23 protein-coding genes are annotated in these 25711 nt (G+C 56.7%); 11 read left to right on the top strand and 12 right to left on the bottom strand.

Features of this window, described 5'->3' with window-relative positions; translation table 11 throughout:
* Positions 1-49 precede the first annotated feature (49 nt).
* Positions 50-796 (bottom strand): bifunctional NADP-dependent 3-hydroxy acid dehydrogenase/3-hydroxypropionate dehydrogenase YdfG, encoded by a 747-nt coding sequence (gene ydfG, locus NUX24_RS06175; RefSeq protein ID WP_047174824.1) that lies wholly within the window; start codon positions 794-796, stop codon positions 50-52.
* A gap of 142 nt (positions 797-938) precedes the next feature.
* Here ydfG and dcp point away from each other — a divergent pair, with 142 nt between their 5' ends.
* Entirely contained in the window at positions 939-2972 is a 2034-nt protein-coding gene (gene dcp / locus NUX24_RS06170) for a peptidyl-dipeptidase Dcp (RefSeq protein ID WP_257830258.1), read from the top strand.
* Positions 2973-3017: 45 nt separating this feature from the next.
* On the opposite strand, the gene uspF is transcribed toward dcp, so the two are convergent.
* Positions 3018-3452: a universal stress protein UspF gene (uspF, locus tag NUX24_RS06165; RefSeq protein ID WP_126328429.1), complete on the bottom strand. Its 435-nt coding sequence runs from the start codon at positions 3450-3452 to the stop codon at positions 3018-3020.
* 244 nt (positions 3453-3696) lie between these two features.
* Positions 3697-4368, bottom strand: coding sequence for an MgtC family protein (locus NUX24_RS06160; protein WP_033145409.1), 672 nt, complete (start codon positions 4366-4368; stop codon positions 3697-3699).
* Positions 4369-4823: 455 nt separating this feature from the next.
* On the opposite strand from NUX24_RS06160, the gene NUX24_RS06155 reads away from it, so the two are divergent.
* The gene (locus NUX24_RS06155) at positions 4824-6032 is read left to right on the top strand and encodes an MFS transporter (protein ID WP_257830257.1); all 1209 of its coding nucleotides are present in this window, start codon (positions 4824-4826) and stop codon (positions 6030-6032) included.
* Between the two features lie 19 nt (positions 6033-6051).
* Here the strand turns inward: NUX24_RS06155 and NUX24_RS06150 are convergent, their stop codons facing one another.
* Positions 6052-7041 (bottom strand): 2-hydroxyacid dehydrogenase, encoded by a 990-nt coding sequence (locus NUX24_RS06150; RefSeq protein WP_163353756.1) that lies wholly within the window; start codon positions 7039-7041, stop codon positions 6052-6054.
* 326 nt (positions 7042-7367) lie between these two features.
* Here NUX24_RS06150 and NUX24_RS06145 point away from each other — a divergent pair, with 326 nt between their 5' ends.
* From NUX24_RS06145 to NUX24_RS06130, 4 genes are all read left to right on the top strand, one after another.
* Positions 7368-7691 (top strand): hypothetical protein, encoded by a 324-nt coding sequence (locus NUX24_RS06145; RefSeq protein WP_047651366.1) that lies wholly within the window; start codon positions 7368-7370, stop codon positions 7689-7691.
* A gap of 127 nt (positions 7692-7818) precedes the next feature.
* A complete protein-coding gene (locus NUX24_RS06140) occupies positions 7819-10458 on the top strand; it encodes a YdbH family protein (RefSeq protein ID WP_257830255.1) in 2640 nt (879 codons plus the stop codon).
* Positions 10455-10646 carry a YnbE family lipoprotein gene (locus NUX24_RS06135; protein WP_014169918.1) on the top strand — a complete coding sequence of 64 codons (192 nt, stop codon included), beginning with the start codon at positions 10455-10457 and terminating at the stop codon, positions 10644-10646. Before NUX24_RS06140 ends, NUX24_RS06135 begins: the two co-directional genes overlap by 4 nt.
* Positions 10647-10653: 7 nt before the next feature.
* Positions 10654-10971 carry a YdbL family protein gene (locus NUX24_RS06130; RefSeq protein WP_047958482.1) on the top strand — a complete coding sequence of 106 codons (318 nt, stop codon included), beginning with the start codon at positions 10654-10656 and terminating at the stop codon, positions 10969-10971.
* Here the strand turns inward: NUX24_RS06130 and feaR are convergent, their stop codons facing one another.
* Entirely contained in the window at positions 10972-11880 is a 909-nt protein-coding gene (gene feaR / locus NUX24_RS06125; RefSeq protein WP_257830506.1) for a transcriptional regulator FeaR, read from the bottom strand.
* A gap of 241 nt (positions 11881-12121) precedes the next feature.
* Between feaR and NUX24_RS06120 the strand changes: the two genes are divergently transcribed.
* Positions 12122-13621: an aldehyde dehydrogenase family protein gene (locus NUX24_RS06120; RefSeq protein ID WP_214575680.1), complete on the top strand. Its 1500-nt coding sequence runs from the start codon at positions 12122-12124 to the stop codon at positions 13619-13621.
* A gap of 39 nt (positions 13622-13660) precedes the next feature.
* Here the strand turns inward: NUX24_RS06120 and NUX24_RS06115 are convergent, their stop codons facing one another.
* From NUX24_RS06115 to paaZ, 7 genes are all read right to left on the bottom strand, one after another.
* Positions 13661-14770: a GGDEF domain-containing protein gene (locus NUX24_RS06115; RefSeq protein WP_257830254.1), complete on the bottom strand. Its 1110-nt coding sequence runs from the start codon at positions 14768-14770 to the stop codon at positions 13661-13663.
* Between the two features lie 72 nt (positions 14771-14842).
* Positions 14843-16816: an alkyl/aryl-sulfatase gene (locus NUX24_RS06110; RefSeq protein WP_257830253.1), complete on the bottom strand. Its 1974-nt coding sequence runs from the start codon at positions 16814-16816 to the stop codon at positions 14843-14845.
* Between the two features lie 168 nt (positions 16817-16984).
* Entirely contained in the window at positions 16985-19261 is a 2277-nt protein-coding gene (gene tynA / locus NUX24_RS06105; RefSeq protein ID WP_257830252.1) for a primary-amine oxidase, read from the bottom strand.
* A 161-nt stretch (positions 19262-19422) separates the two neighbouring features.
* On the bottom strand, positions 19423-19818 hold the full coding sequence (locus NUX24_RS06100) for a hypothetical protein (RefSeq protein WP_047651373.1): 396 nt from the start codon (positions 19816-19818) through the stop codon (positions 19423-19425).
* The gene (locus tag NUX24_RS06095; protein ID WP_223604042.1) at positions 19796-20092 is read right to left on the bottom strand and encodes a polymorphic toxin type 44 domain-containing protein; all 297 of its coding nucleotides are present in this window, start codon (positions 20090-20092) and stop codon (positions 19796-19798) included. The genes NUX24_RS06100 and NUX24_RS06095 overlap by 23 nt, the downstream gene beginning before the upstream one ends.
* Positions 20093-20202: 110 nt before the next feature.
* Complete coding sequence (locus NUX24_RS06090; protein ID WP_047651374.1) at positions 20203-20685, bottom strand: Hcp family type VI secretion system effector; 483 nt, start codon at positions 20683-20685, stop codon at positions 20203-20205.
* A 200-nt stretch (positions 20686-20885) separates the two neighbouring features.
* Positions 20886-22931 (bottom strand): phenylacetic acid degradation bifunctional protein PaaZ, encoded by a 2046-nt coding sequence (gene paaZ / locus NUX24_RS06085; RefSeq protein WP_257830251.1) that lies wholly within the window; start codon positions 22929-22931, stop codon positions 20886-20888.
* 286 nt (positions 22932-23217) lie between these two features.
* Between paaZ and paaA the strand changes: the two genes are divergently transcribed.
* The 4 genes from paaA to paaD are packed head-to-tail and all read left to right on the top strand — an operon-like array spanning position 23218 to position 25710.
* Positions 23218-24147, top strand: coding sequence for a 1,2-phenylacetyl-CoA epoxidase subunit PaaA (paaA, locus tag NUX24_RS06080; RefSeq protein ID WP_257830250.1), 930 nt, complete (start codon positions 23218-23220; stop codon positions 24145-24147).
* An 11-nt stretch (positions 24148-24158) separates the two neighbouring features.
* Positions 24159-24446: a 1,2-phenylacetyl-CoA epoxidase subunit PaaB gene (gene paaB / locus NUX24_RS06075; RefSeq protein WP_003857353.1), complete on the top strand. Its 288-nt coding sequence runs from the start codon at positions 24159-24161 to the stop codon at positions 24444-24446.
* 8 nt (positions 24447-24454) lie between these two features.
* A complete protein-coding gene (gene paaC, locus NUX24_RS06070; RefSeq protein ID WP_257830249.1) occupies positions 24455-25201 on the top strand; it encodes a 1,2-phenylacetyl-CoA epoxidase subunit PaaC in 747 nt (248 codons plus the stop codon).
* Positions 25202-25212: 11 nt separating this feature from the next.
* Positions 25213-25710 (top strand): 1,2-phenylacetyl-CoA epoxidase subunit PaaD, encoded by a 498-nt coding sequence (gene paaD / locus NUX24_RS06065; RefSeq protein WP_257830248.1) that lies wholly within the window; start codon positions 25213-25215, stop codon positions 25708-25710.
* Position 25711 lies beyond the last annotated feature (1 nt).

The raw sequence follows: 25711 nt of genomic DNA, 5'->3' as shown, positions 1-25711 counted from the left end.
TCTTTTATAACCCGAAACAGACCCGGCCCGCAGGCCGGGAAGGGCAGATTTAGCCACGATGGACGCTAAGTCCGGCAAAACTCTGGCTAACTGGCATCATTTCCACGGTATTGATGTTGACATGTTTTGGCAGCGTCGCCACCCACCAGACCGTTTCGGTCACATCTTCCGGCGTCAGCGCGTTCGCATTTTCGTAGGTTTTGCCCGCTTTCGCGTCATCGCCTTTGAAGCGCACGTTGGAAAACTCGGTGCCGCCCACCAGGCCCGGCTCGATATCGGTGACGCGAATGGCGGTGCCGTGCAGGTCGGTACGCAGGTTAAGGCTGAACTGGCGCACAAACGCTTTCGTCGCGCCATAGACGTTGCCGCCCGCGTAAGGCCAGCTTCCGGCGGTGGAGCCGATGTTGATAATGTGGCCGCGGTTGCGCTCGACCATGCCCGGCAGCACCGCGCGGGTCATATAGACCAGCCCTTTGTTGTTGGTGTCGATCATGTTTTCCCAGTCTTCCACGCTGGCTTTGTGGGCGGGCTCCATGCCCAGCGCCAGACCGGCATTGTTGACCAGCACGTCGATGACGCGCCACTCGGCGGGCAGGTTGGCAATCATCTCTTCAATGGCCGCGCGGTTACGCACGTCCAGCTGCGCGGTCAGGATGCTGTCGCCTAATTCGTCCTTCAGCTCCTGCAGGCGCTCCTGACGACGGCCCGTGGCAATAACCTTGTGCCCGTTGGCGACGAAGCGACGCGTGATGCTTTCACCAAAACCTGCCGTTGCCCCGGTAACTAAAATAATCATCTCACTGTTCCTCAACGCTTTTTGTGTTGTACTAACATAGCACGGCCGCAGAGGGTGCGTTAAGGCAACATTTGTATGACGGCGTTGCAGGGGATGACGGCCTGGCCTACTCTGGGAGGATACCCGTACTCAGGAGTGAAAGATGACGGCCACGAATCCCTTTTTTGACATCAGCCTGTTGCCCTATCAGGCACCCCATTTTGATGAAATCAACGATGGTCACTATCGCCCGGCCTTCGATGAAGCGCTTCGCCAGAAGCGGGCGGACATTGACGCCATTGTGTCTCAAGCCGCTGCGCCGGACTTCACCAACACCGTGCTGGCGCTGGAGAAAAGCGGCGCCATGCTTTCGCGCGTCAGCAGCGTATTCTTCGCCATGACCTCCGCACACACCAATGCGTACCTGCAAGAGCTTGAGGAGCAGTTTTCCACCGAGCTTGCCGCGCTGGCAAACGACATCTGGCTGAATGACACGCTTTTCGCCCGCGTGGAGAGCGTCTGGCAGGACCGTGCCGCGCTGGACGCCGAATCCCGTCGGCTGGTCGAGGAGACGTATCAGCGGTTTATTCTGGCCGGGGCGCGTCTCAATGAAACGGAAAAAGCCGAGCTGAAGGCGCTGAATACCGAGGCGGCGACCCTGACCAGCCAGTTCAATCAGCGTCTGCTGGCTGCCGATAAGATGGGTGGGCTGGTGGTGGATTACGCGCACAAGCTTGATGGGCTCAGCGCCAGCGAGATCGCCGACGCGGCGCAGGCTGCCGAGGAGCGAGGGCTAAACGATCGCTGGCTGATCCCGCTTCTAAACACGACCCAGCAGCCGGCGCTTTCCGCGCTGCGCAATCGTCAGACCCGCGAAAACCTGTTCAACGCAGGCTGGACGCGCACCCAGAAAGGGGATGAAAACGACACTCGCGCGCTGATCCTCCGCCTTACGGCGCTGCGCGCCCGACAGGCCCGCCTGCTGGGCTTTGACGATTACGCCAGCTGGAGTATCGCCGACCAGATGGCGAAAACCCCGGACGCCGCGCTGGAATTTATGCGCGGCATTGTGCCCGCCGCCCGCGCCCGGGCAGAGCGCGAGCAGGCCGATATTCAGAAAGTCATTGATGACGAGCAGGGCGGTTTCACCGTGCAGGCCTGGGACTGGGCCTTTTATGCCGAGCGCGTGCGTCAGGCAAAATATGCCCTCGATGAATCGCAAATCAAACCCTATTTTGCGCTCAATACCGTATTGCACGACGGCGTATTCTGGGCCGCAAGCCAGCTGTTTGGCATCCGCTTTGTGGAGCGCTTCGATATCCCGGTGTATCACCCGGACGTCCGGGTCTGGGAAATTTTCGACCACACCGGTGACGGCATGGCGCTATTTTACGGCGACTTCTTTGCCCGCGATTCCAAGCAGGGCGGGGCCTGGATGGGGAATTTCGTCGAGCAATCCTTCGAGCTTGCTGCCCGTCCGGTTATCTACAACGTCTGTAACTACCAAAAACCGGCTAACGGCGGCGTTGCGCTTCTCTCCTGGGATGATGTGATAACCCTGTTCCACGAGTTCGGCCATACGCTGCACGGTCTGTTTGCCAGCCAGCGTTTCGCTACGCTTTCCGGCACCAATACGCCGCGTGATTTCGTTGAATTCCCGTCACAGATTAATGAGCACTGGGCCAGCCATCCACAGGTATTTACCCACTACGCCCGCCATTACGAAACCGGTGAACCGATGCCGGACGCGCTGCGGGAAAGCATGCTCAACGCGACCCATTTCAACAAGGGTTATGACATGACGGAGCTGCTGGCTGCCGCGCTGCTGGACATGAACTGGCACGGGATCAGCGAAGCCGTTTCGACCGTAGACGCGTTTGAAGCGGCAGCACTGCAAAAAGAGGGGCTGGATCTGCCCGCCGTACCGCCTCGCTATCGCAGCAGCTATTTTGCCCATATTTTTGGCGGCGGCTACGCGGCGGGATATTACGCCTACCTGTGGACGCAAATGCTGGCGGACGATGGCTATCAGTGGTTTGTGGAACAGGGCGGCCTGACTCGTGAAAACGGACAAAAATTCCGCGAGGGGATTTTGTCCCGTGGTAACAGCACGGATCTGGCTGAACTGTATCGCAGCTGGCGCGGGCTCGATCCGAAGATTGAACCGATGCTGGAAAATCGCGGATTGAGCGAATAGAGCCCTTTGGGCAGAAAACAGAACCGGGCGTGAAGCCCGGTTTTTTTATCTTACAACCAGCACAGGGCATTTCGCATGCCGCACCACTGCCGCAGCGTTCGAACCCAACAGATACGTCGATATGTCAGGTTTGTGGGAAGCGATGATAATCAGGTCGGCATCAATCGTGTCAGCGAGCTTAAGGATTTCATCTTTTGGAGCTCCCGTCACGGCGTGAGTCTGTATCTTGTCGGGAGGAATTTTGAATTGCTTAACGATTTCATCCAGCTTCGCTAAGGCCGCGTGCTGGAATTCTTTCAGCTTCGGCATTTCTACCGGGTAGGCCAAACCTAATGATGAATAATACGGAAGTGATGGAATGACAGTAAGAAAGTGAACTTTAGCTGTGTTAAGTGCTGTATGTGCCTGAACGAAGGGGATAACCATGTGCGTCAGGCTATCCTCCGAAATGTCAATTGGAACCAAAATTGAGTTATACATTTGTCCCTCCTGAGTGTTTTTCACACAATTCAGGGTAGACCGTTAATTTCAGGAAAACAGAGAGCAAGCTGTCATAACGGGGACAAATTTCGGTTATGTGATAGGCGTACAGTCGAACCGGCCTGCGAACTCGTCAACGTGGCGTGACAACGAACAGGGGGATTCGGGGATGAATCTCTCCGCGTCACGGTCCGTTTTCTGCAAAAGCCAAAGCCTCAACCGGGCGCAAGGCCCGGTACCTTGTTCATATTGCGTGGCAGCTGACGGACGCGATAATTTTATTTCCGCCCATATTACCCATAATCAGATCGAGTAATTTTCGGTATTCCTCCCGGGTCATCACCTCCGCGCGAATTTCAGTTTTACCTTCAGCTTGCGCCGTTGCCGAATAAATCGCTTTCAGACTTAACGTCAATTCTTTCGCCATATTTACGACGCTCTGCCGCACCGCATCTTCATGCTCATCATTGCAGGTGATTTTAAGTACATAGCATTTTTCGCCTTCATGGAGCACGGGCAGCTGATTAATTCGCTGCGCGGCTTCGCGAAGCAATATGTTGGCGCAGAGAATAATTAGGCTGGCCATCGCGGCATTCCAGAATTGGCCTAATCCGCAGAGCACGCCAATTCCGGCCGAGCACCACAGCGTCGCGGCGGTGTTCAGACCTCGAATATTCATTCCTTCACGCATAATGACGCCTGCGCCAAGAAAGCCTATGCCGGAGACGATCTGCGCTGCGATACGCCCCGGGCTATCAGGAGAAGTCGATACCGAACTTAAAATGAACACTGCCGCACCCGTGGCAACCAGTGCATTGGTACGAAGTCCGGCCATACGCTGGCGCCACTGTCTTTCCGCGCCAATAATTGCGCCCAGCAGCATCGCTGCGAGCAGATGAGAGATATAAGGGAACATCAGCCTGTCGCCTGTTAACGTTATAAATAATAAGCGTCAGTGCTTTGCTAAGCACATCATAACGCCGTTTAAATGCTAAACGTGTCAGGACGACGGTGGCGGAAAGAGTGAATGTGTAAACATGAACATGCGATGCCCCACAAATTGAGTGGTTTTACTATTTCGGGATACAATCGCTTACAGAGGATTGCTGCCCACCGTTTCAGGTAAGCAGCGAGAAAATCGCGCTAGCTTACCTTCGTATCGACTATAAAATAACTTTCCAACGAAGGACTCCTGTGAAAATTTATTGCCAGTATAGTCAGGGTCGATAATGAGTAAAGCGAAAAAACAGCCTCCGTTATGAATTGTTTAAGTACGGGAGACATATTTTTTAAGACGTCATCTGATTTTCAAAAATACCCGCTATACTACATTTCCTTTTTTACTGGCGATAACAGACAAAGGCAGGAAGTATGTCTCTTCGTTCGCTGCGGGCATTGTGCCTGACAAGTTTTTTCATCGCGGATGTCCGCGATGGCCTCGGTCCTTTTCTCGGTATTTTTCTGACCGAGCGCCACTGGGCTCCCGATGATATCGGCATCCTGATGACGGCCGGTGGGCTGGCGGGATTACTGGCCACGCTGCCGGCGGGATTCATCACCGACACCTCGCGCAGCAAGCGGACCGTGCTGGCGCTGGTGTGCCTGCTCATCACTCTTAGCACGCTCCTGCTCTGGTTTAGCCAGCAGAGCGCTGTTGTCGCCGTTTCGCAAATTGTCTCCGGTATCTGCGCGGCGTTTGTCGGTCCGCTGATCGCCGGTATTACCCTGGGGCTGACCGGCCAGAGCGGGTTCAGCGCGCAGATGGGCAAAAATGAGGCGTTCAATCACGGCGGCAACTTTGTTACCGCACTGATTGCAGGGGGCATTGCCTGGTACTGGGGCGTCGGCGGGATTTTCCTGCTGATGACCTGTACGACGCTGTTAACGCTCTGCGCGCTGCTTGCCATCCGCAACGAGGATATCGATAACGACGCGGCGAGGGGGCTCTCTTCCTCAGCGAGCCTGCCGGTTCCCGGCTTTGCCGTGCTGATTAAAAACCGGGCGCTGTTTGTGACCGGACTGACGCTGCTGCTGTTTCACCTGGCGAACGCCGCGCTGTTGCCGATGCTGAGCATGAGGGTGGCCGCTGCGCCCGCCTCGATCAACCCCGGTTTGTACGCGGCGGGCACCGTTATCATCTCTCAGGCCGTGATGATCCCCGTCGCCATCTGGGTCGCCCACCGAATAGACCGCTACGGCTACTGGCGCTTGATTATGCTGGCGCTGCTGGTGATGCCGGTGCGCGCCGCGCTGGCGGCGTCTACGGACGCGCCGCTCATGATGATCCCGGTACAAATCCTCGACGGGCTGGCCGCAGGGATCCTGGGGGTTGTGGTTCCGTCGTTTATCGTGGTGCTGTTGCGCGGGAGCGGGCACGTTAATGCCGGGCAGAGCGTGGTGATGCTGATGCAGGGGGTTGGGGCATCCATGAGCCCGGCGTTAACCGGCACGATTGCGGGTCATTACTCATTTGCCACGGCATTCAGTGTCCTGAGCGCGATTGCGCTGGTGGCCGTCCTGCTCTGGTGGTGCTTTGCGCACCGGAGCTGGGAAACAGACAGTACGCCGGGTGGGGCATAGCCGCCACCCGGCGTCACGCTTACGCCAGTTCGTTAGGGCACGCTTCGCCCTTTTCCAGCTGCTGCAGGTTACCCAGCGTGGTTTCTGAAATGCTGATCAGCGCTTCGGCAGTCAGAAATGCCTGGTGTCCGGTAAACAGCACGTTATGACAGGCAGACAGGCGGCGGAACACGTCGTCCTGGATCACATCATTCGACTTGTCCTCAAAGAACAGATCGCGTTCGTTCTCGTACACGTCCATCCCCAGCGCGCCAATTTTCTGAGTTTTCAGCGCTTCGATAGCGGCCTGAGAGTCAACCAGCCCGCCGCGGCTGGTGTTGATGATCATCACGCCATCTTTCATCTGGTCAAACGCCGCCTGGTTAAGCAGGTGGTAGTTCTCCGGCGTCAGCGGGCAGTGCAGGGAGATCACGTCAGACTCGGAGAACAGGGTCGGCAGGTCGACGTATTCCACGCCCAGCTCCAGCGCAGCGGCGCTCGGGTATGGATCGAACGCCAGCAGACGCATGCCGAAGCCTTTCAGAATGCGCAGAGCGGCGACGCCGATTTTACCGGTGCCGATCACGCCCGCGGTTTTGCCGTACATGGTAAAGCCGGTCAGCCCTTCCAGGGAGAAGTTGGCATCACGGGTGCGCTGATAAGCGCGGTGAATACGACGGTTGAGCGACATCATCATGCCAATCGCATGTTCCGCGACCGCTTCCGGGGAGTACGCCGGGACGCGCACCACCCTCAGACCCAGCTCTTTCGCCGCGTCGAGGTCCACGTTATTAAAGCCCGCGCAGCGCAGGGCGATATACTTCACGCCCTGTTTTTTCAACTCTTCCAGCACCGGACGACTGCCGTCGTCGTTAACAAAAATGCAGACGCCTTCACAGCCGTGCGCCGTTTTGGCGGTTTTTTCGGACAGCAGAAAGTCGAAAAATTCAAGCTCAAACCCGTAAGCCTCGTTAACATGTTGCAGATACTTTTTGTCGTACTGCTTTGTGCTATATACCGCGAGTTTCATAAGACTTTCTCCAGTGATTTTGCATTCACGTTAGCATGATTAAAATTATCTTACAATTTCTAAAATATTATTGAATTCAATAAGTTCTATCAATTATTCTAGAGCATATGTACACCCTAACTCCATGATATTCTTACTACGAGAAATCTTCGGCGCGGATCTGATCAGAGCATGTAGCGGAAAATGGAGTGGGTAGAGGATGCGAGAAACGCCTGTCTGAATTAGGTTAAAGAATGGCAAGAGGGTGTGAAAACTGCAATGCTTCCGGATGTGATGGGAAGATATTAGGAACCGGGTGAGTTTCTGACAAAAATGGAGAATGATGCATGTCGCAACAATTGGGGTTGTCCATATCTCCGCCGATGCTGCCCGCCTTGTACTATTTTGTTGTATCTATTGCGGTTTTATTCTTACTGTTGATGGGGAAACTCAAGGTCAACAGGCTGCGTAAATACCCTCTGTTCATTGCCTATACGCTATTTGTGATAGCCATTGCTGCCATTCAAATTAACGTTTTTGCCAACGGCTATACGTTTGTTAGCGGATTTTTACATATTGATTTTGATCCCTGGCGGTACGATTCGGTGTATTGGGGGGCGTTGATATTCGCCATGCTTTACCTTCTGGCGATGCCTCGGAACAGGCCCTAGTTTCGCAACTTAGCGTTACAGCATCTATCCTTAAACCTGGCTTTGACTTCAACTGACCAGCTAAACATGCGACAATGATCGGCACTGCCGGCTTAATTCTTTCGCTAAATCAGGATATTAACTGCCCATGAAGGGTAAATACAAAGCCGCTCTTGCGCTTTTACTGCTGTTCATATTGTTGCCGCTGACGCTGCTGATGACGCTTGCCCAGTGGGTACCGACGCTCGCCGGGATCTGGCTGCCCGTCGGGACGCGCATCGCTTTCGAAGAGAGTCCGAAACTGACCCGCCACGCGCTGGTGATCCCCGATCTTCGCTATCTGGTTGAAGACTGCGAAATTGCCCGCATCGATAACGTGACGCTGTCACATCCGAGCCGCTGGAAGCTGGATGTCGGCGCGCTGGATCTTAACTCCGTCTGTCTGAGCAAAATCCCCCAGTCTGCACCCTCAACGGTCGCCCCTAAAACGCTGGCGCAGTGGCAGGCGGTATTACCGAATACCTGGATCACGGTTCACCGTCTGACGCTGTCGCCCTGGCAGCAGTGGCAGGGCGAGCTGCATGCGTCGCTGACCCCGTCCACCCAGGAGATCGCCTATAAAGGCGAGCAGGTCAGCATTAAAGGCACGCTGCGCGGTCAGACGCTCTCGGTCAGCCAGTTTGATGTACAGCTCCCGGACCAGCCGCAGCCGATTAAGCTGGTGGGCGAGTTTACCTTGCCGCTGGTGCCGGACGGCGTGCCGGTGAAAGGCCACGCGGTGGCGACCTTTAACGTGCCACAGTTGACGTCTCTGGTCGATGCCGATCTGGACTGGGAAGACAATCAGGGTCAGCTGGTGGTGATGGCGCGGGACAATTCCGATCCGCTGCTCGACCTGCCGTGGCAGATCACCGCGCAGCAGCTGAACATCAGCGACGGGCGCTGGAACTGGGATCTCTCGGGGATGCCGCTGAGCGGTCGGGTGTCCCTTCGCGCTGACAATTGGCAGCAGGGGCTGGAGAAAGCCACGCTGACCGGACGACTGAACGTGTTGACGCAAGGCGATGCGGGGAAAGGCAACGCGGTACTGAATATCGGGCCCGGCAGGCTCAGCATGGAAAACAGCGACATGCCGCTGCATCTGAGCGGCGAGGCGAAGCAAAACGATCTTATTCTTTACGCAAAATTGCCCGCAACGCTGACCGGCAGCCTGTATGAACCGCAGCTGGCCTTTGAGCCGGGCGCGCTGCTCCGCTCGCGCGGACGCATCATTAACTCACTCGATATCGATGAAATTCGCTGGCCGCTGGCGGGCGTGAAGCTGACGCAGAAGGGCGTGGACGGTCGATTACAGGCGATTCTGCGCGCCCATGAAAACCAGATGGGGGATTTTGAACTCCACCTGGACGGCCAGGCCAACGACTTTTTACCTGATAACGGCCTGTGGCAGTGGCGCTACTGGGGGAAAGGCGGTTTTACGCCGATGCATGCCCGCTGGGATGTCGCCGGGAAAGGCGAGTGGCGCGACAATCTTATTGAGCTGACGGCGCTCTCCACCGGTTTTGACAAGCTCCAGTACGGCACGATGGAGGTCAGCAAGCCGCGCCTGGTGCTGGATCAACCGGTGCGCTGGTTGCGTGACCCCGAAAAACCGACCTTCAGCGGCGCGCTGTCGCTCAACGCCGGGCAAACCCGTTTCTCCGGCGGCAGCGCGTTGCCGCCCTCGGTCCTGACCTTCAGCGTCGACGGCACCGACCCGACCATTTTCCAGTTTAAGGGCGACCTCCATGCGGACAAAATCGGCCCGGTACAGGTGAACGGACGCTGGGATGGCGTACGCCTTCTCGGGCAGGCCTGGTGGCCGAAACAGTCCCTCACCGTCTTCCAGCCGCTGATCCCGCCGGACTGGAAAATGACGCTGCGCGACGGAGAGCTTTACGCGCAGGTCGCCTTCTCGGCGGCGGCCGATCAGGGCTTTGAGGCCGGTGGGCACGGCGTGCTGAAATCCGGCAGCGCATGGATGCCGGATAACCAGATTAACGGCGTCGATTTTGTGCTGCCTTTCCGCTTCAGCGAGGGAACCTGGTCCCTCGGCACGCGCGGTCCGGTCACGTTGCGCATTGGCGAAGTGGAAAACCTGGTGACCGCGCGCAACATTACCGCCGATTTACAGGGGGACTATCCCTGGACGGAGGACAATCCGCTGCTCCTCACCAACGTGAAGGTGGAAACCCTCGGCGGGAAGATCACCATGCAGCAGCTGCGGATGCCGCAGCACGATCCGGCCCTGCTGCGCGTGGACAATATCTCCTCCAGCGAGCTGATCAGCGCCGTTAATCCGAAACAGTTTGCCATGTCGGGGCCGGTGAGCGGGGCGCTGCCGTTCTGGCTGGACAATGAAAAATGGATCATTAAAGATGGCTGGCTGACCAACCCGGGACCAATGACGCTACGCATCGACAAAGATACGGCAGACGCCATCGTGAAGGATAATATGGTGGCGGGCGCGGCGATTAACTGGCTCCGCTATATGGAAATTTCGCGTTCGTGGACGAGAATCAATTTAGATAATCTGGGTGAATTAACCATGCAGGCGACCATCAAGGGGACCAGCCGCGTCGATGGCAAAAGCAGCTCCGTCAACCTGAACTATACCCATGATGAGAATGTCTTTACCCTCTGGCGCAGCCTGCGCTTTGGGGACAACCTGCAAACCTGGTTTGAGCAACATGCGGCGATACCTGCTCCCCGCAGTTTGACTGGCAAGGAAAGTGAGGAACAACAATGAAAAAGATGGCTGGTGTGCTCACCGTTGCCGTTGCCGCGCTACTGACCGGCTGTACGCCGCGCATTGAAGTCGCTGCGCCAAAGGAGCCGATTACCATCAATATGAATGTCAAAATCGAACATGAGATCCACATTAAGGTCGATAAAGACGTCGAAACCCTGCTGAAATCGCGCAGCGATCTGTTCTGAGGATGCAATGAAACGATTAGCTCTGATTTTACTGGCGCTGGGGATGAACGTGCAGGCGGCTGCGCTGACCTTAAACGATGCCCGGGCGCAGGGGCGCGTGGGGGAAACCCTCAGCGGCTATCTTGCCCCGATTCAACAGGACGCGGAAACGCTGGCGCTGGTCAGTCGTATCAATGCGGCGCGCACGGAAAACTACCAGAAGCTGGCTGACAGCAATAATTTGCCGGTTGATGAAGTGGCTAAAATGGCAGGTCAGAAACTGGTTGCCCGCGCGCAGCCGGGCGAATACGTGAAGGGCATTAACGGAAAATGGCTCAAAAAGTAGTTAGCGGTAGCGCCTGCGGTATTCACCCGGCGAGACGCCAAAACGCTGCTTAAACGCCGTAGAAAAATGGCTATGGTCGGTGAACCCCCAGCTGTAGCCAATGCCCGCCAGCTTTTCATCATCACCGGTAGATTGTAGTGCCTGCGCGCAGAGATCCAGACGACGGTTTTTGATGTACTGCGCCACCACCAGGCCTTTCTCGGCAAACATGCGGTACAGGCTGCGCACGGACATACCGCTCTCGGCGGCAATCCATTCCGGGCGCAGCGATTCAGACTGAATATGGTCGTCAATCAGCGCCACTACGTGCTGGAACTGGCGCTCCTTGCGCGGCTGAATGATTTCACGCTGCTGGAATGCGGGGCGCAGCAGGCAGATCATCGCTTCGAGCGCCGCTTCGCTTTCACGGTCACTCAGGTCGGCATTGCTCATGCTCTCCATCAGCAGGCGGTGGCTCAGCTGTACCGTCGGCAAGGTGCGGGAAAGGGCGGTCGCGCAGCTTATCTCCTGGAAACGACACTGCTGCTCAATAATCTGACGCGGAACCAGCAGCGAAATCTGGCGGGATTTTTCCCGCCAGTTGATCGAGCAGGGACGCGACGCGTCAATCAGCGTGATATCACCGGTTCTGAGCAGCGCGCGACGCTCATCCTGCTCAATTTCCGCGCTGCCTTCGAGCTGGAACACGGTATAGAACCAGGCATCATTACTCTGAGCGATCTCCTGACGGGAGCGGAACAGGTTTACGCCGCCTGCGGTCACGGTGCTGAGCTTCAGGCTACGCGCATAGCTGGTCTCCAGCTCGCCGAAGAATTTCCCCCCGGTGGGCTGCGCGTTAAAACGCCCGCAAACCTGGTTAATTTGCGCCAGCCACTGCTGATACTGTTCCTGCTCGCTTGCACACGCCATCGTTTCTCTCACTGCACCGTCAACGTTTTCGCATTGTTGCATTTGTGTTGCATTTTGTCAGAGCTATGAGGCTGACTATAGGAAAGAACACTCACCGGTAACAGCGATATAAGCGGCAATTATCGCGATTTGCGGAGCCTGTCACAGGTGGCAAAGCGAATGTCACAGAGACAAAAGCGAGAACGCAAAACCCCACTTAGACTGGATGAACACCCTGCGAAGAATAACGAAGGAGTATCCTATGTCTGAATCACAGGTGGCCATTCAGCCTGCCGTGCAACAATTTTTAGACCGACAGCATGGCCTGTGGATTGAAGGGCGTCAGGCCGCGTCGGATAGTGAAAAACGGCTGAACGTCTTTAACCCGGCCACGGGCGAGGTTATTGCCTCGACTGCCGATGCCAGCGTCGATGACGTTGACCGTGCCGTCATGTCCGGCTGGCGCGCGTTTGTCGCCCGCAGCTGGGCCGGAAAACTGCCGGCGGAGCGCGAGCGGATCCTGCTTCATTTCGCCGATCTGGTTGAACAGCACAGCGAGGAGCTGGCCCAGCTTGAAACGCTGGAGCAGGGCAAATCCATTAACATTTCCCGCATGTTTGAAGTCAGCTGCACCCTGAACTGGATGCGCTATACCGCCGGGCTGACCACCAAAATTACGGGTAAGACCCTCGACCTTTCCATCCCGCTGCCGCAGGGCGCCCGCTATCAGGCGTGGACGCGTAAAGAGCCGGTTGGCGTGGTGGCCGGGATTGTGCCCTGGAACTTCCCGCTGATGATCGGGATGTGGAAAGTGATGCCTGCGCTGGCCGCGGGCTGCTCTATTGTCATCAAGCCGTCGGAGACCACGCCGCTGACCATGCTGCGCGTGGCGGAACTGGCAAGCGAAGCGGGCATCCCGGACGGGGTGTTCAACGTGGTGACCGGGAGCGGCGCGGTGTGCGGCGCAGCGCTGACCTCGCATCCGCATATTGCAAAGGTGAGCTTTACCGGCTCAACGGCGACGGGTAAGCAAATTGCCCGCGCGGCGGCGGATACGCTAACCGGGGTGACTCTGGAACTGGGCGGGAAAAACCCGGCCATCGTACTAAAAGACGCAGACCCGGCGTGGGTGATCGAAGGCCTGATGACCGGCAGCTTCCTGAACCAGGGGCAGGTGTGCGCGGCGAGTTCGCGCATCTACATTGAAGCGCCGCTGTTTGACACGCTGGTCAGCGGGTTTGAGCAGGCGGTGAAATCCCTGAGCGTCGGGCCGGGCATGTCGCCGGAGGCGTTTATCAACCCGCTGGTGTCGCGCGCGCACTGCGACAAGGTGCAGACCTTCCTTGATGAAGCGAAGTCGCGCAGCGCGGAGCTGATCGTCGGTAACCGGGGGCCGGAAGGCAAAGGCTATTACGTTTCGCCTACGCTGGTGGTGAACCCGGATGCCTCACTGCGCCTGACGCGTGAAGAGGTGTTTGGCCCGGTGGTCAACGTGGTGCGCGTCGCCGACGGGGAAGAGGCGCTCCAGCTGGCAAACGACAGCGAGTATGGCCTGACGGCTAGCGTCTGGACGCAGAACATCAGCAAGGCGCTGGAGTATACCGACCGGCTGCAGGCGGGCACCGTCTGGGTGAATAGCCATACGCTGATTGACGCCAACCTGCCGTTCGGCGGCATGAAGCAGTCCGGCACCGGACGTGACTTTGGTCCGGACTGGCTGGACGGCTGGTGTGAAACCAAGTCGGTGTGCGTGCGGTATTAAAAAAACAAGCCGGGTATGCGCAGCGCCACCCGGCTTTATTTACAGCGACCACCGATCCCGCCCGGCCTCCTTCGCACGATACAGCGCCGCATCGGCGCGGGCGATGATCTCGGTGCCCGCTAACCCTTCCGCCATGCTCGCAATCCCCATGCTCACGGTGACACGATCGCTAACGGTTGACGCGCTGTGCGGTATGGACTCCGCGCGAAGGCCGTCCTGAATGCGTAAGGCCACCTTTTCTGCGATGTTTTCCGGACAGTTAAACAGGATCACCATGAACTCCTCGCCGCCGTAGCGTGACACCACATCCTCAGGCGTGCGCACCGACTGCTTTAGCACCCTCGCCACGCGGGTCAGGCAGTCGTCACCCGCCTGGTGCCCGTAGGTGTCGTTGTAGCGTTTGAAATAGTCGATATCCAGCATGATTACCGAGAAAATTTTTTTCTGCTCAACCGCGTTCTCCAGCACCACTTCCATTTTCCGGCGATTGGCGGTTTTGGTTAACGGATCCTGATGCGCCAGCGCGTTCAGCCGTGAAATCAGCAGTTGATTTTGCTGGTTACGTCGCCAGGCCTCGTCAAACCAGCTCAACAGGATAAAACGCCCGCATACCAGGATCAGCGTAAAGACGCTCCAGATAATGACAAAGTGAAGGTTGAAACCCCTATTGAGTATCCAGCTCGCGACCAGCAGGGTGATCCAGAGCGGGAGCACAAAGGCGAGTAGCCCTGCAGGATAGAAATAGAGGGCGGTTAATCCGGCGAGTAATAGAATCACGCACAGCGGCCAGACGTGGGGCAGCATTAAATGGGTGATAAACCAGTAACAGGATATCGACCAGATGACGCTACAGATAAACAGCACCACGCTGATACCGGCGATGCGCCGCCACGCCATCAGGATCAGCGCAGCAGAAAGGAGAATAATGCCGAGCATCGATGCGTCGACCATTTTCGTCAGATGCGTGGATTGGTGGGGATACAGGGAATCATTGGTTTTAAGCAGGACGTGCCGGAGCAGAATCATCACCGCGAAGCTGATATTCACGAAGGCCAGCCACGGCAGGTTCATCGCCAGCCCGTGCATGACCATAGCATGGCGCGTTGGCCAGGTTGCCCGTTCAAGTGTCGGTTTTTTTCTTTTTTCCATTGACGCTTTTACCCTGTCTGGCTAACACGTGAAGCAGGAAAGGGCGGACGAGCCGCCCTTATGCGTGCACCATTACGGTGTCACAATGTTAAACCAGAAATCAAACTTGTCCATATAGTTAAGCATGGCATCAAGTTTCGCGCTGTCGCCAGTAATTTTAATATTTCCGCCGTCCTGAGCCTGTTTCAGCGTCACCTCCTTGAGGATGATTTTATTCAGGGTGTCACGGTTAAGCGTCAGCGTAGCATCCGCATCTTTTGCTTCCGCGTTCGCCGTGTGGTTCAGCACGCAGTTTTCCAGCTCGAGTTTGTATTTCCCGCCATCGCTGCCCAGATCGATGTTAAACACCGATTTGGCGTCACCCGCTTTTTGTCCGTTGATATGGACAGCCAGATAGTCAAAGAACATCTCTGGCGTCATCGCGCGCACCGTGTCCGGGCTGGCGGTATTCGGCGTTGGCCCTTTCACCACGCCGTTACGTAGCTCCTGCGCACCGGTCAGGTAGAAGTTACGCCACGGACCGGATTCAGCCTGGTAGCCAAGCTGTTCCAGCGCATCCGCTTCCAGATTACGTGCCGCCTGGTTGTTCGGATCGGCAAAGACCACTTTGCTCACCACCTGCGCCACCCAGCGGTAGTTCCCCTGGTCGAAGTCGGTTTTTGCCTTGCTCAGGATGGCATCCGCGCCGCCCATATACTCCACGAATTTCTTCGCGCCTTCTTCAGGCGGCAGTTCATCCAGCGTCGCCGGGTTGCCGTCAAACCAGCCCAGATACAGCACATAGGTGGCTTTTACGTCATGGCTCACCGAACCGTAATAGCCGCGGTTGGCCCAGGTATGCGCCAGTGAATCCGGGAGTTTGAAGTTAGCGGCGATTTCGTCGCGCGTCAGCCCTTCGTTCGCCATACGCAGCGTCTGGTCGTTGATGTAACGATAGAGGTCACGCTGGCTTTTCAGCAGCTTGACGACGTTTTCGTTGCCCCAGGTCGGCCAGTGGTGCTGCGCCATGATGATTTCAGCTTTGTCACCCCAGCGCACAATCGCCTGGTTGATGTACTTCGACCACGGCAGCGGCTCGCGGATTTTGGCCCCGCGCAGCGAGTAGGTGTTGTGCAAGGTATGGGTGACGTCCTCAGCTGATTCAATCAGTTTTTTCTCTTCGATATACCAGAGCATTTCCGATGGCGCTTCGGATCCCGGTGCGAGCATAAAATCATAGGTCAGGCCGTCGATGACCTCTTTCTGCCCGTCTTTCTCAATGATGTTCGTCGGGGCAATCAGCGTGACCGTCCCGGCGGAGGTCGTTGTCCCAAGACCGGCACCTACCTGACCTTTGGCATCGGGCTTCAGCAGGTTGCCGTACATATAGCTGGCGCGGCGGCTCATCACGTTGCCCGCCATGATATTCTCGGCAACGGCCGCTTCCATAAACCCGGCTGGCGCGTAGACCTTCACTTTGCCGGACTTCACGTCGGCTTCATCCACCACGCCGCGCACGCCGCCATAGTGGTCAACGTGGCTGTGGGTATAAATAATGGCGACGACAGGCTTCTTGCCGCGATTTTTAAAATAGAGATCCATCCCGACCTTCGCCGTTTCTGCCGACACCAGCGGGTCAACCACGGTAATACCTTCTTTCCCTTCAATGATGGTCATATTTGACAGATCAAGATTTCGGATCTGATATACGCCGTCGGTCACTTCAAACAGGCCGCTAATATTAATCAGCTGAGATTGACGCCATAAGCTGGGATTAACGGAGTCCGGTGATTTATCGCCTTCTTTAATAAACGAATATTGCTGTGGATCCCAGATGATATTCCCTTGCTCCCCTTTGATAATTTCCTGAGGAATCGGCGCAATAAAGCCTTTGTGAGCGTTCGTAAAATCGGTGTTGTCGGAGAAAGGCAGCTGATTAAAGAGGGCATTATTGGCTTGTTGCGTTGCTGCCGTGGCATCCTTCGGGGCTTCTGCGGCATACGCGGAACTGACGGAAATAACAAGTCCAGCCAGAGCAAGACTCCTGACGATCAAATTGAATTTCATCCTAAACCTCTCAGTGATGTATTACGTCGCTTGTGGAAAATTCGCGTCCTGACTGAAAGTGGTTCAAGAAATGCAATAGGAATATACGAGGTAGAAATAACTATAATCGGGGAGAGGTATTCAGCAAGAAAATAGATGAAAAACCGGGCATTGCGCCCGGTAGGTTATTTATTTCTGTTCGTCTTTCTTCTTCCCGAGCGTTGGCGTCTCGTCGAAGAAGTTCCACGGCTTAAGCAGGGTATGCACCCATTCCGTCGGCATGATAGGCCACTCTTCCGCACGGGCGACGTGGGTGGTGCCGGTGGTCATCCAGACCACGTCGTCCTGATCGTTCAGCGACTCGTTATCCTTGCTGTACTGTCCCAGGCCCGTGTCGTGGATGGAGCGATTCGGGAATTTCCCTTCCGGGTAGAGCTCATCCGGATGGTAACGGGTCACCCACAGTTGTTTGTCCATAAAGCTCAGGCGATGATAAATCCACTCGTCCGGGGCAAATTTCGCGCCGGTCGCCACCGGGTGCGTACCGCCCGCGTAAGGGATAATCTGGTACGAAACCGGGTTGCCCATGCGGTTCTCTTTACTGGTGTTGCTCAGCAGCCGAATGGTGCCCGGGTCGAACTTCTGCGCCGCCTGCTGCTCGGTATCAATATCGTACTGATTGATTTGCATGGTGCTGGTGCGCGGGCCCCCGGCGGTATTCGGCTTCACTTCCGGATCCATCGCCACCAGCTTGTTGTTGATGCCGTCCACGTCCATATCAAGACGGAAGTTGTAGATGTGCTGGTGCGTGGTGCCCACGATGTTATGGTCGATCAGCGTGCCGTATTTGGTGTCGTCTTTGGCGGTGGCGTCGTGCATGGTTTTCGCCTGCACGCCTTTCACCGCTTCGATACCCGTCGCACCGGCATCAATGCCGATGGTGCCATTTTCATGGAACACCCAGTCGAAGATGTAATCGTAGTTGCCCACGGTACTCACCCAGCGCACCACCAGTTCGCGGCGCTCGGTGCTGACGTTTGGCTGACCCATCTCCTGATGTTTGTATTCCGGCCCGGCGTAGCGTTCGAAAATGGCGATCGCGCGCGGGATCTCCATCGGTGCGCCGGTGTAATCCGGGATGGTTTCATTGAGCATCACCGCATTGGACGGCACGTCTTTACCGCGCACCAGCGGTGAGGTCAGGGTGCCCATACCGTAGTCGCCGGAGTCGAGATAGGCTTTAAAGTACCAGCCCACGTCCGGATCGCCGTAAGGGACGATCATGCCGCCGAGTGACCCCTGATACATCACCTGGCGCTTTTTGCCGTTATCGTTATAGGTGACGGTTGAAATCATCGGACCGACGCGGGAGTCCAGGCTCAGGTGGAAATCCCAGTTCTGCCAGTGCACCATATCCCCGGTGATGGTGTAGTTCTTGCCTTCCGGTTCAGTGATGTTGAGCGGTTTTTTCGCCGTCTCTACGCGGTCGCGGCCATCATAGGGACGCGGGGTCATGGGAACCGGAACAACGGCGCCTTCTTCAATCTTCTGGATCTTTTTCTGTTCAAGATCGACAACCGCGACCAGGTTTTCAATCGGGTGCGCCCAGTAGTTGCCGTCGCCCACGTCCAGATAGCTCACCACCTTCAGCAGGCGATCTTCCTGCTTCAGGCCGTCTTTACCGTCGAAATAGCCGACGGTCAGCGGCGTGGTAATCACTTTTTTCGGGTCGGTGATGCCGTGTTTTTTAAGCACCTCGGCGAACTCTGAACTCTCGTTGATAATCTGCTGCACCGCGGTGAAATCATCCAGCAGCACCATGCCGTGGGCGTCTTTAACCGGTTCCCAGCGCAGGATTTTTTTATCCTTCAGGTCGACCACGCTTTCGATAACGTGCTTGCCATCGAGCATAACGATCTTCGCCTGACGCGGGGCATCCACCGCCGTACCGTTGAGCACAAAGTCCCACACTTTGGCTTTTTCCGGCTCTGCCAGGGCGATCTGGGTAAAGCGGGTATTCGGCTTAAAGTCCGCCGAGGCTTTCACAATCGCTACGGCTTGCTTAATTTCGTCCGCCGTCAGCGCGTTTAACGGGTGAGGGCGTTTTTCTACCTGGAAGGTCTGGTCAAGGCCAGACTGGAAAACATCGTTGATGAAGCTCTCAGAGATAAAGGCTTTCTTGCCTTTCATCACCACCGGCACCTCAAGCTTGAGGGTTTTACCGTTGACGATGGCGGTTTTTGCGCCCGGCTTGACCTTCACATAGGCGCCGTCTTTCGCAATGGTGAACATCTGTGCGTAATCATCCCACTGAACGTCCGCGCCAAAGTCCTGCAGCGTTTTGTCCATTGGGACCATATGCGCCTCACTGCCGTGGGCGAAAACAGGGGATTGCCAGGCGCAACACAGCGCAACGGCCATGGCCAGCGCCGTTCTACGGGCAGAAAAAGAAGAATTGCTTCCCATCGTAGACCTCATCTTGTTGTGTTTATTGTGTTGTGACAGCCTTATCCTGACAGGCCCATGAGAAAAGCGTTTGCCTGCATCTGCCAGATTATTTGTCAGCCTTGCCAGGTTAAAAAAAGAGCGGGGATACGTCACATCCCCGAGATAGAGGCTTCATGGGATCAGTAAGGTGATCTATCCAGATAAATGCGTACGTCGAACCCAACTGTAGTGAAAGAGTAAATATTTCCGCGAACGCGGAGATAAATATCTCCGTTTGTTACCGTTGCTGTGGCTTTAGCATCGTTGGTAACCATGACAGGTTTGATATCTGATACGTGAGACATAAAATCTTCAGTGCTTTTTTTCGCATCATAGAGATAAAAGTGAAACGTATTTCTGGATAAAGAACTCGCTTCAACCTGGGTTATGTAGAGAGCTAAACGATCATTAACGATAATTTTTTCCTGAAATTTTTCATACACGGTAAACAGATCGCGGAAAGGGTATAAGATAAACCCCAGAAAAATGACAACCGCCACTATGATTCGCCAGTTAAAATCCCGAACGTCGTGCATAATCTATTCCTGCCCTAATCCATAACTGATCAACAGGGTCATCTCCATAAGCACTGGCACCATGATATTTAGCAAATTCTACCGGATCGCTTGTGCCAGCAAGGATCTGCGCAGTACCTGCACCGCGTAGCAGCACTCCATCAGGAATTCCCGCCGCCGCGCCAACCGCACCGTAATGAAAATTTCCAAAGTTAGCGTATTGCGAACGGCCTTGCTTATAGTCCCACGGGCCATGATTTCTCACCATTTGATAAAACCAGATGTACGTCATCATTGAGGGACCGCCATGAAATCGAGCGATGACCATATGGCTGACAACGTCAACGCCCGGGGGCGAAAATGAAGCAATATCGTATGGAGTAGAATATGAAGGCACACGCATAGTTAACGCTCTGCCCAGCTATCGGCGAATTGCAAATTACCGTCGCAATATGTCCAGGTTATTTTGTCGTACCGTAGCTCAACGACTTCAAGATGATTGTGTTTTTCTTTCGTCGGGTCTTTAGTGTCATGCATCAATGGCGTAACGGAAACGACGCGAATATTATCGAGATGCATATTGTAATATTCTACCTCTTGACCAGCGTCATTTATGCGATACCACCTAAATTCCGCTGATTTGAGGGTTTGCCCAGTAGCAACGGCTTTCATTAGGTAAGGAGAAGATGAATCAATTTCCTTTTGAAAAACGATTGGCGCATGGTTGCGTTTGCTGGTGATTTTACCGGTCAAAGGATCCGTTGGCAGGCGGAGGTTATGGGTAAAGCCGGTGACTTCAATGCTTCCCTCGCGGTCACGAATATCCACTGAGCCTGTGATTTTTGCGCCGCCGTCGTCCGTTAAGAAAAGATATACGGGTATTGCCATATTCAATTAACCTTCCATGTAATTGCACTAAAAAACATTCACGTCAGAAAATAATAACCATGATAACAATATGGTCAATTCGATTACTGTTTCTGGTTGTAACTTATTCAGACCAGGCTGGCTGGATGGTTTGGTCTCCCAATGCCATCCAGTCTATGTTTTCTCTTAACGCAACATATCAGCGGATTAAGAGTTAAGGCTCAAGATAAAATATCCCCCTGCTGACGCGCCACCAGCGTCAGGATGGAGTAGAGCGCCACGGCCTGCTGGTGCTGGTTGAAGATCTCAACCGCCCATTCCACCACGCCGGTCGGTTTTTCCTCGGCGGTACGCTGTTTCTTCAGCGTTTTACGCTTGCAGGTCAGGCGCACCTGAATGGTATCGCCCGGTTTAACCGGCTCGATAAAGCGCAGGTTCTCCATGCCGTAGTTAGCAATAACCGGCCCGACGCCCGCGTCAACAAACAGTCCCGCCGCGGCGGAGATCAGGAAGTAGCCGTGCACCACGCGCTCGCCGAAGATCGACTCCGCAGCGCCGATCTTGTCCATATGGGCGTAGAAGTGGTCCCCGCTCAGGCAGGCAAAGTTCACAATGTCCGCTTCCGTGAGGGTGCGGCGCGGCGTCAGCAGGCTGTCGCCCGGCTGCAGCTCCTCAAAGTATTTGCGGAACGGATGCACGCGGTCTTCCTGCACCGCTGCGCCACGCACCCACTGCTTGCCAATGGCGGCCAGCATCGTCGGGCTGCCCTGGATCGCGGTGCGCTGCAGGTAGTGCTTCACCGCGCGCAGGCCGCCCAGCTCTTCGCCGCCGCCCGCGCGCCCGGGGCCACCGTGCACCAACTGAGGCAGCGGGGAGCCGTGGCCGGTAGACTCTTTTGATGATTCCTCGTTAAGGATCTGAATACGCCCGTGGGCGCGCGCCGCGCCGGCAATAAACTGGCGGGCAATCGCCGAATCGGCGGTGACCAGCGTACCGGCCAGGCTACCGCCGCCCGCGCGGGCAAGCTGCATCGCGTGGCGCGCGTTGCGATACGGCATCAGCGTCGCAACCGGGCCGAAAGCTTCGGTTGAGTGCACCGCCGGGGTTTCGTCCGGCTGCGGGCAGTACAGCAGGGTCGGTGGGAAGAACGCCCCCGCGGCCTGCAAATCCGCTTTGCCGCCCAGACGGATCTGGCAGCCAGCGGCGATCAGCTGCTCCACTTTCTCCTGCACGTCCGCGCGCTGTTCGGCGTTGACCAGCGCACCCATCTTCACCCCTTCCTGCGCCGGGTCGCCCATCACCACCTTTTCCAGGCGGGCAATCAGCGCCTGGCTCACGGCGTCAATCTGGTTTTGCGGGACGATAATGCGGCGAATGGCCGTACATTTTTGCCCGGCTTTGGCGGTCATCTCGCGGACCACTTCCCGGACGAACAGGGCAAACTCCGGCTGGTCTGGCGTAACGTCTTCCCCCAGCACGCAGCAGTTCAGGGAGTCGGCCTCCATGGTGAACGGAATCGAATTCGCCACGATATTCGGGTGCACGCGCAGGCTTTGCCCGGTGCTGGCGGAGCCAGTAAAGGTCACGACGTCCTGGCTGTCGAGCTGGTCGAGCAGATCCCCCGCGCCGCCGCAGATCAGGCTGATGGCACCGTCCGGCACCAGCCCGCTGTCGACGATGGATTTCACCATCGCCTGCGTCACCTGTGCGGTCGCGGTAGCGGGTTTGATGATGGCGGGCATGCCGGCAAGCCAGGTCGGCGCCAGCTTTTCCAGCATCCCCCAGCAGGGGAAGTTAAAGGCGTTGATGTGCACCGCTACCCCGGATTTGGAGGTCAGGACGTGGCGCGCGGCAAAGCCGCCTTCTTTTGACAGCGGGATTAACTCGTCTTCCGGCCACAGGGTGTCATCCGGCAGCTCGCGGCTGCCCAGGCTGGCGTAAGTGAAGAGGGTGCCGATCCCCCCTTCAATATCCACCCAGCTGTCCGCCTTCGTCGCCCCGGTCTGGGCGGACAGGGCATAAAACGTCTCTTTCTCGCTGAGCAGGTGCTTTGCCACCGCCTTCAGCATGGCAGCACGTTCGATAAAGGTCATCTCGTGAAGCGCTTCCCCGCCGCGCTCAATCGCATAGCGACGGGCGGCCGCCATGTCCAGCCCTTCGCTGGTCACGCTCCACAGGGCTTCGCCACTGATGGCGTGATGAATAGTGCGCTCGCGGCCCCGGCCAGACTGCCAGGTACCGGATAAGAAGCTGGCTAACTGCTGCATCGCTTATCTCCAAATGTTACGTGATTTACTCATTAATAGTTTGATAGTGAATCATAAAAATCAAGCTTGGTTTTTAATGAATTGTTAACATTGTGATCTGGTTGGATGAATCTCATCGCGTAAAGGCGCTTTCTGAAAGGCCTGGCGCAAAAGCCTTGCGAGCGGCATCACAAAACCAGGAAACAATTCTTGGGGTTATATTTAACCTGTGTGTAACTTTTAAAAAAACAAAGTGATTCAACATTACGCCTTAATTTGCAAACTAACGAATCATAAAGGTGATGACGTGACGCAAGAACAACGGTTTGAGCAGCACATAGCGCAGGAGACGGCGATTGAGCCTCAGGACTGGATGCCTGACGCCTACCGTAAGACGTTGATCCGTCAGATTGGTCAGCATGCGCACTCCGAAATTGTCGGCATGCTGCCGGAGGGGAACTGGATCGCCCGCGCGCCGACGCTGCGCCGAAAAGCGATCCTGCTGGCGAAGGTGCAGGACGAAGCCGGACATGGGCTTTACCTCTACAGCGCGGCGGAAACGCTGGGCTGCGCGCGGGAGGACATCTACCAGAAGATGCTCGACGGCAGGATGAAATACTCCTCCATCTTCAACTATCCGACCCTGAGCTGGGCCGATATCGGCGTGATTGGCTGGCTGGTGGACGGCGCCGCTATCGTCAACCAGGTGGCGCTGTGCCGGACCTCCTACGGTCCGTATGCCCGCGCGATGGTGAAAATCTGTAAAGAAGAGAGCTTTCACCAGCGTCAGGGCTTTGAGGCCTGCATGGCGCTGGCGCAGGGCAGTGAGGCCCAGCGTCAGATGCTGCAGGACGCCATCAACCGCTTCTGGTGGCCGGCGCTGATGATGTTCGGGCCGAACGACGATAACTCGCCGAACAGCGCCCGGAGCCTGGCGTGGAAAATCAAACGCTTCGGCAATGACGAACTTCGCCAGCGCTTTGTTGACAACACGGTGCCACAGGTGGAGATGCTGGGCATGACGGTGCCGGATCCCGACCTGCGATTTGATGAAGAAAGCGGTCATTATCGCTTCGGCGAGATCGACTGGCATGAGTTTGACGAGGTCATTAGCGGGCGCGGCATCTGCAACCACGAGCGCCTGGCCGCCAAACGTAAAGCCTGGGAAGAGGGGGCGTGGGTGCGCGAAGCCGCACTGGCGCACGCGGAAAAACAACACGCCCGCAAAGTGGCTTAAGAGGAATCACGATGAGCAATGTCTACTGGCCGCTCTACGAAGTGTTCGTACGCAGCAAACAGGGGTTATCCCACCGTCACGTGGGCAGTCTGCATGCCGCCGACGATCGCATGGCGCTGGAAAATGCGCGCGACGCCTACACCCGACGCAGCGAAGGGTGTTCTATCTGGGTGGTTAAGGCGAGCGAGATTGTCGCCTCCCAGCCGGAAGAGAGCGGTGAGTTCTTCGACCCGGCGGAGAGCAAGGTTTACCGTCATCCGACGTTCTACACCATCCCCGACGGCATCGAGCATATGTGAGGCAACGAATGAATTCAGTGACTGCCTATGCCCTGCGTCTGGGCGACAACGGTCTGGTGCTCTCCCAGCGCCTCGGCGCCTGGTGCGGCCACGCGCCGGAGCTGGAAATTGACCTCGCGCTCGCCAATATCGGTCTCGACCTGCTGGGCCAGGCGCGCAATTTCCTGACCTATGCTGCGGAGCGGGAAGGCCAGGGCGATGAAGACACGCTGGCGTTTGGCCGCGACGAGCGCCAGTTCCGCAACGTCCTGCTGGTGGAGCAGCCGAACGGCAGCTTCGCCGACACCATTGCCCGCCAGTACCTGATGGATGCCTGGAACGTGGCGCTGTACGAACGGCTGACCCAAAGCAGCGACGGCCAGCTTGCCGCCATCGCCGCCAAAGCGATTAAAGAGGCGCGCTACCACCTGCGCTTCAGCCGCGGCTGGCTGGTGCGTCTGGGCGACGGGACCGAAACGTCCGCGCAAAAAATGCAGCAGGCTATCGATAGCCTGTGGCGTTTTACGGCGGAGCTGTTTGAAGCTGATGACGTCGAGCTGGCCCTGATTGACGCCGGCGTGGCGGTTGACCCGCGCCTCCTGCGCCAGCCTTGGGAAAGCGAAGTGTATGCCGGTCTGAACGAAGCCTGCCTGCAGGTGCCCGCAGAGGTGGCGTACCGCACCGGGGGCAAGCAGGGGCTACATACCGAACATCTGGGCCCGATGCTGGCGGAAATGCAGTATCTCCAGCGCGCGTATCCCGGTCAGCAGTGGTAAAGGAGAACGCTATGCAACGCCTCGTCGACATCGCGCCCGCGCAAATCCCGCAGATCTGGTCGCTGCTAAGCCAGATCCCGGACCCGGAAGTGCCGGTATTAACCATCACCGATTTAGGCATGGTGCGCAGCGTGAAGGCGCAGGGGGAAGGTTGGGTCATTGGCTTCACGCCAACCTACTCGGGCTGCCCGGCAACGGAACACCTGCTGGGGGCGATCCGCGACGCGATGACAGCCCACGGCTTCACCCCGGTGCACATTGTGCTCCAGCTTGAACCCGCCTGGACCACCGACTGGATGACCGCCGACGCGCGCGAGCGCCTGCGGGCGTACGGCATCAGCCCGCCCGTGGGGCATAGCTGCCACGCGCACGCGCCTGTGGAGGTGAGCTGCCCGCGCTGCGCCAGCACCGACACCGCGCTTATCAGTGAATTTGGTTCGACGGCCTGCAAAGCGCTCTACCGCTGCAACACCTGCCGCGAGCCCTTCGACTATTTCAAATGTATTTGAG

The sequence above is a fragment of the Enterobacter sp. HG048 genome, assembly GCF_024702055.1.
Classification (GTDB): Bacteria; Pseudomonadota; Gammaproteobacteria; order Enterobacterales; family Enterobacteriaceae; genus Enterobacter; species Enterobacter dykesii.
This window is presented reverse-complemented; position numbering and strand designations above follow the sequence as displayed.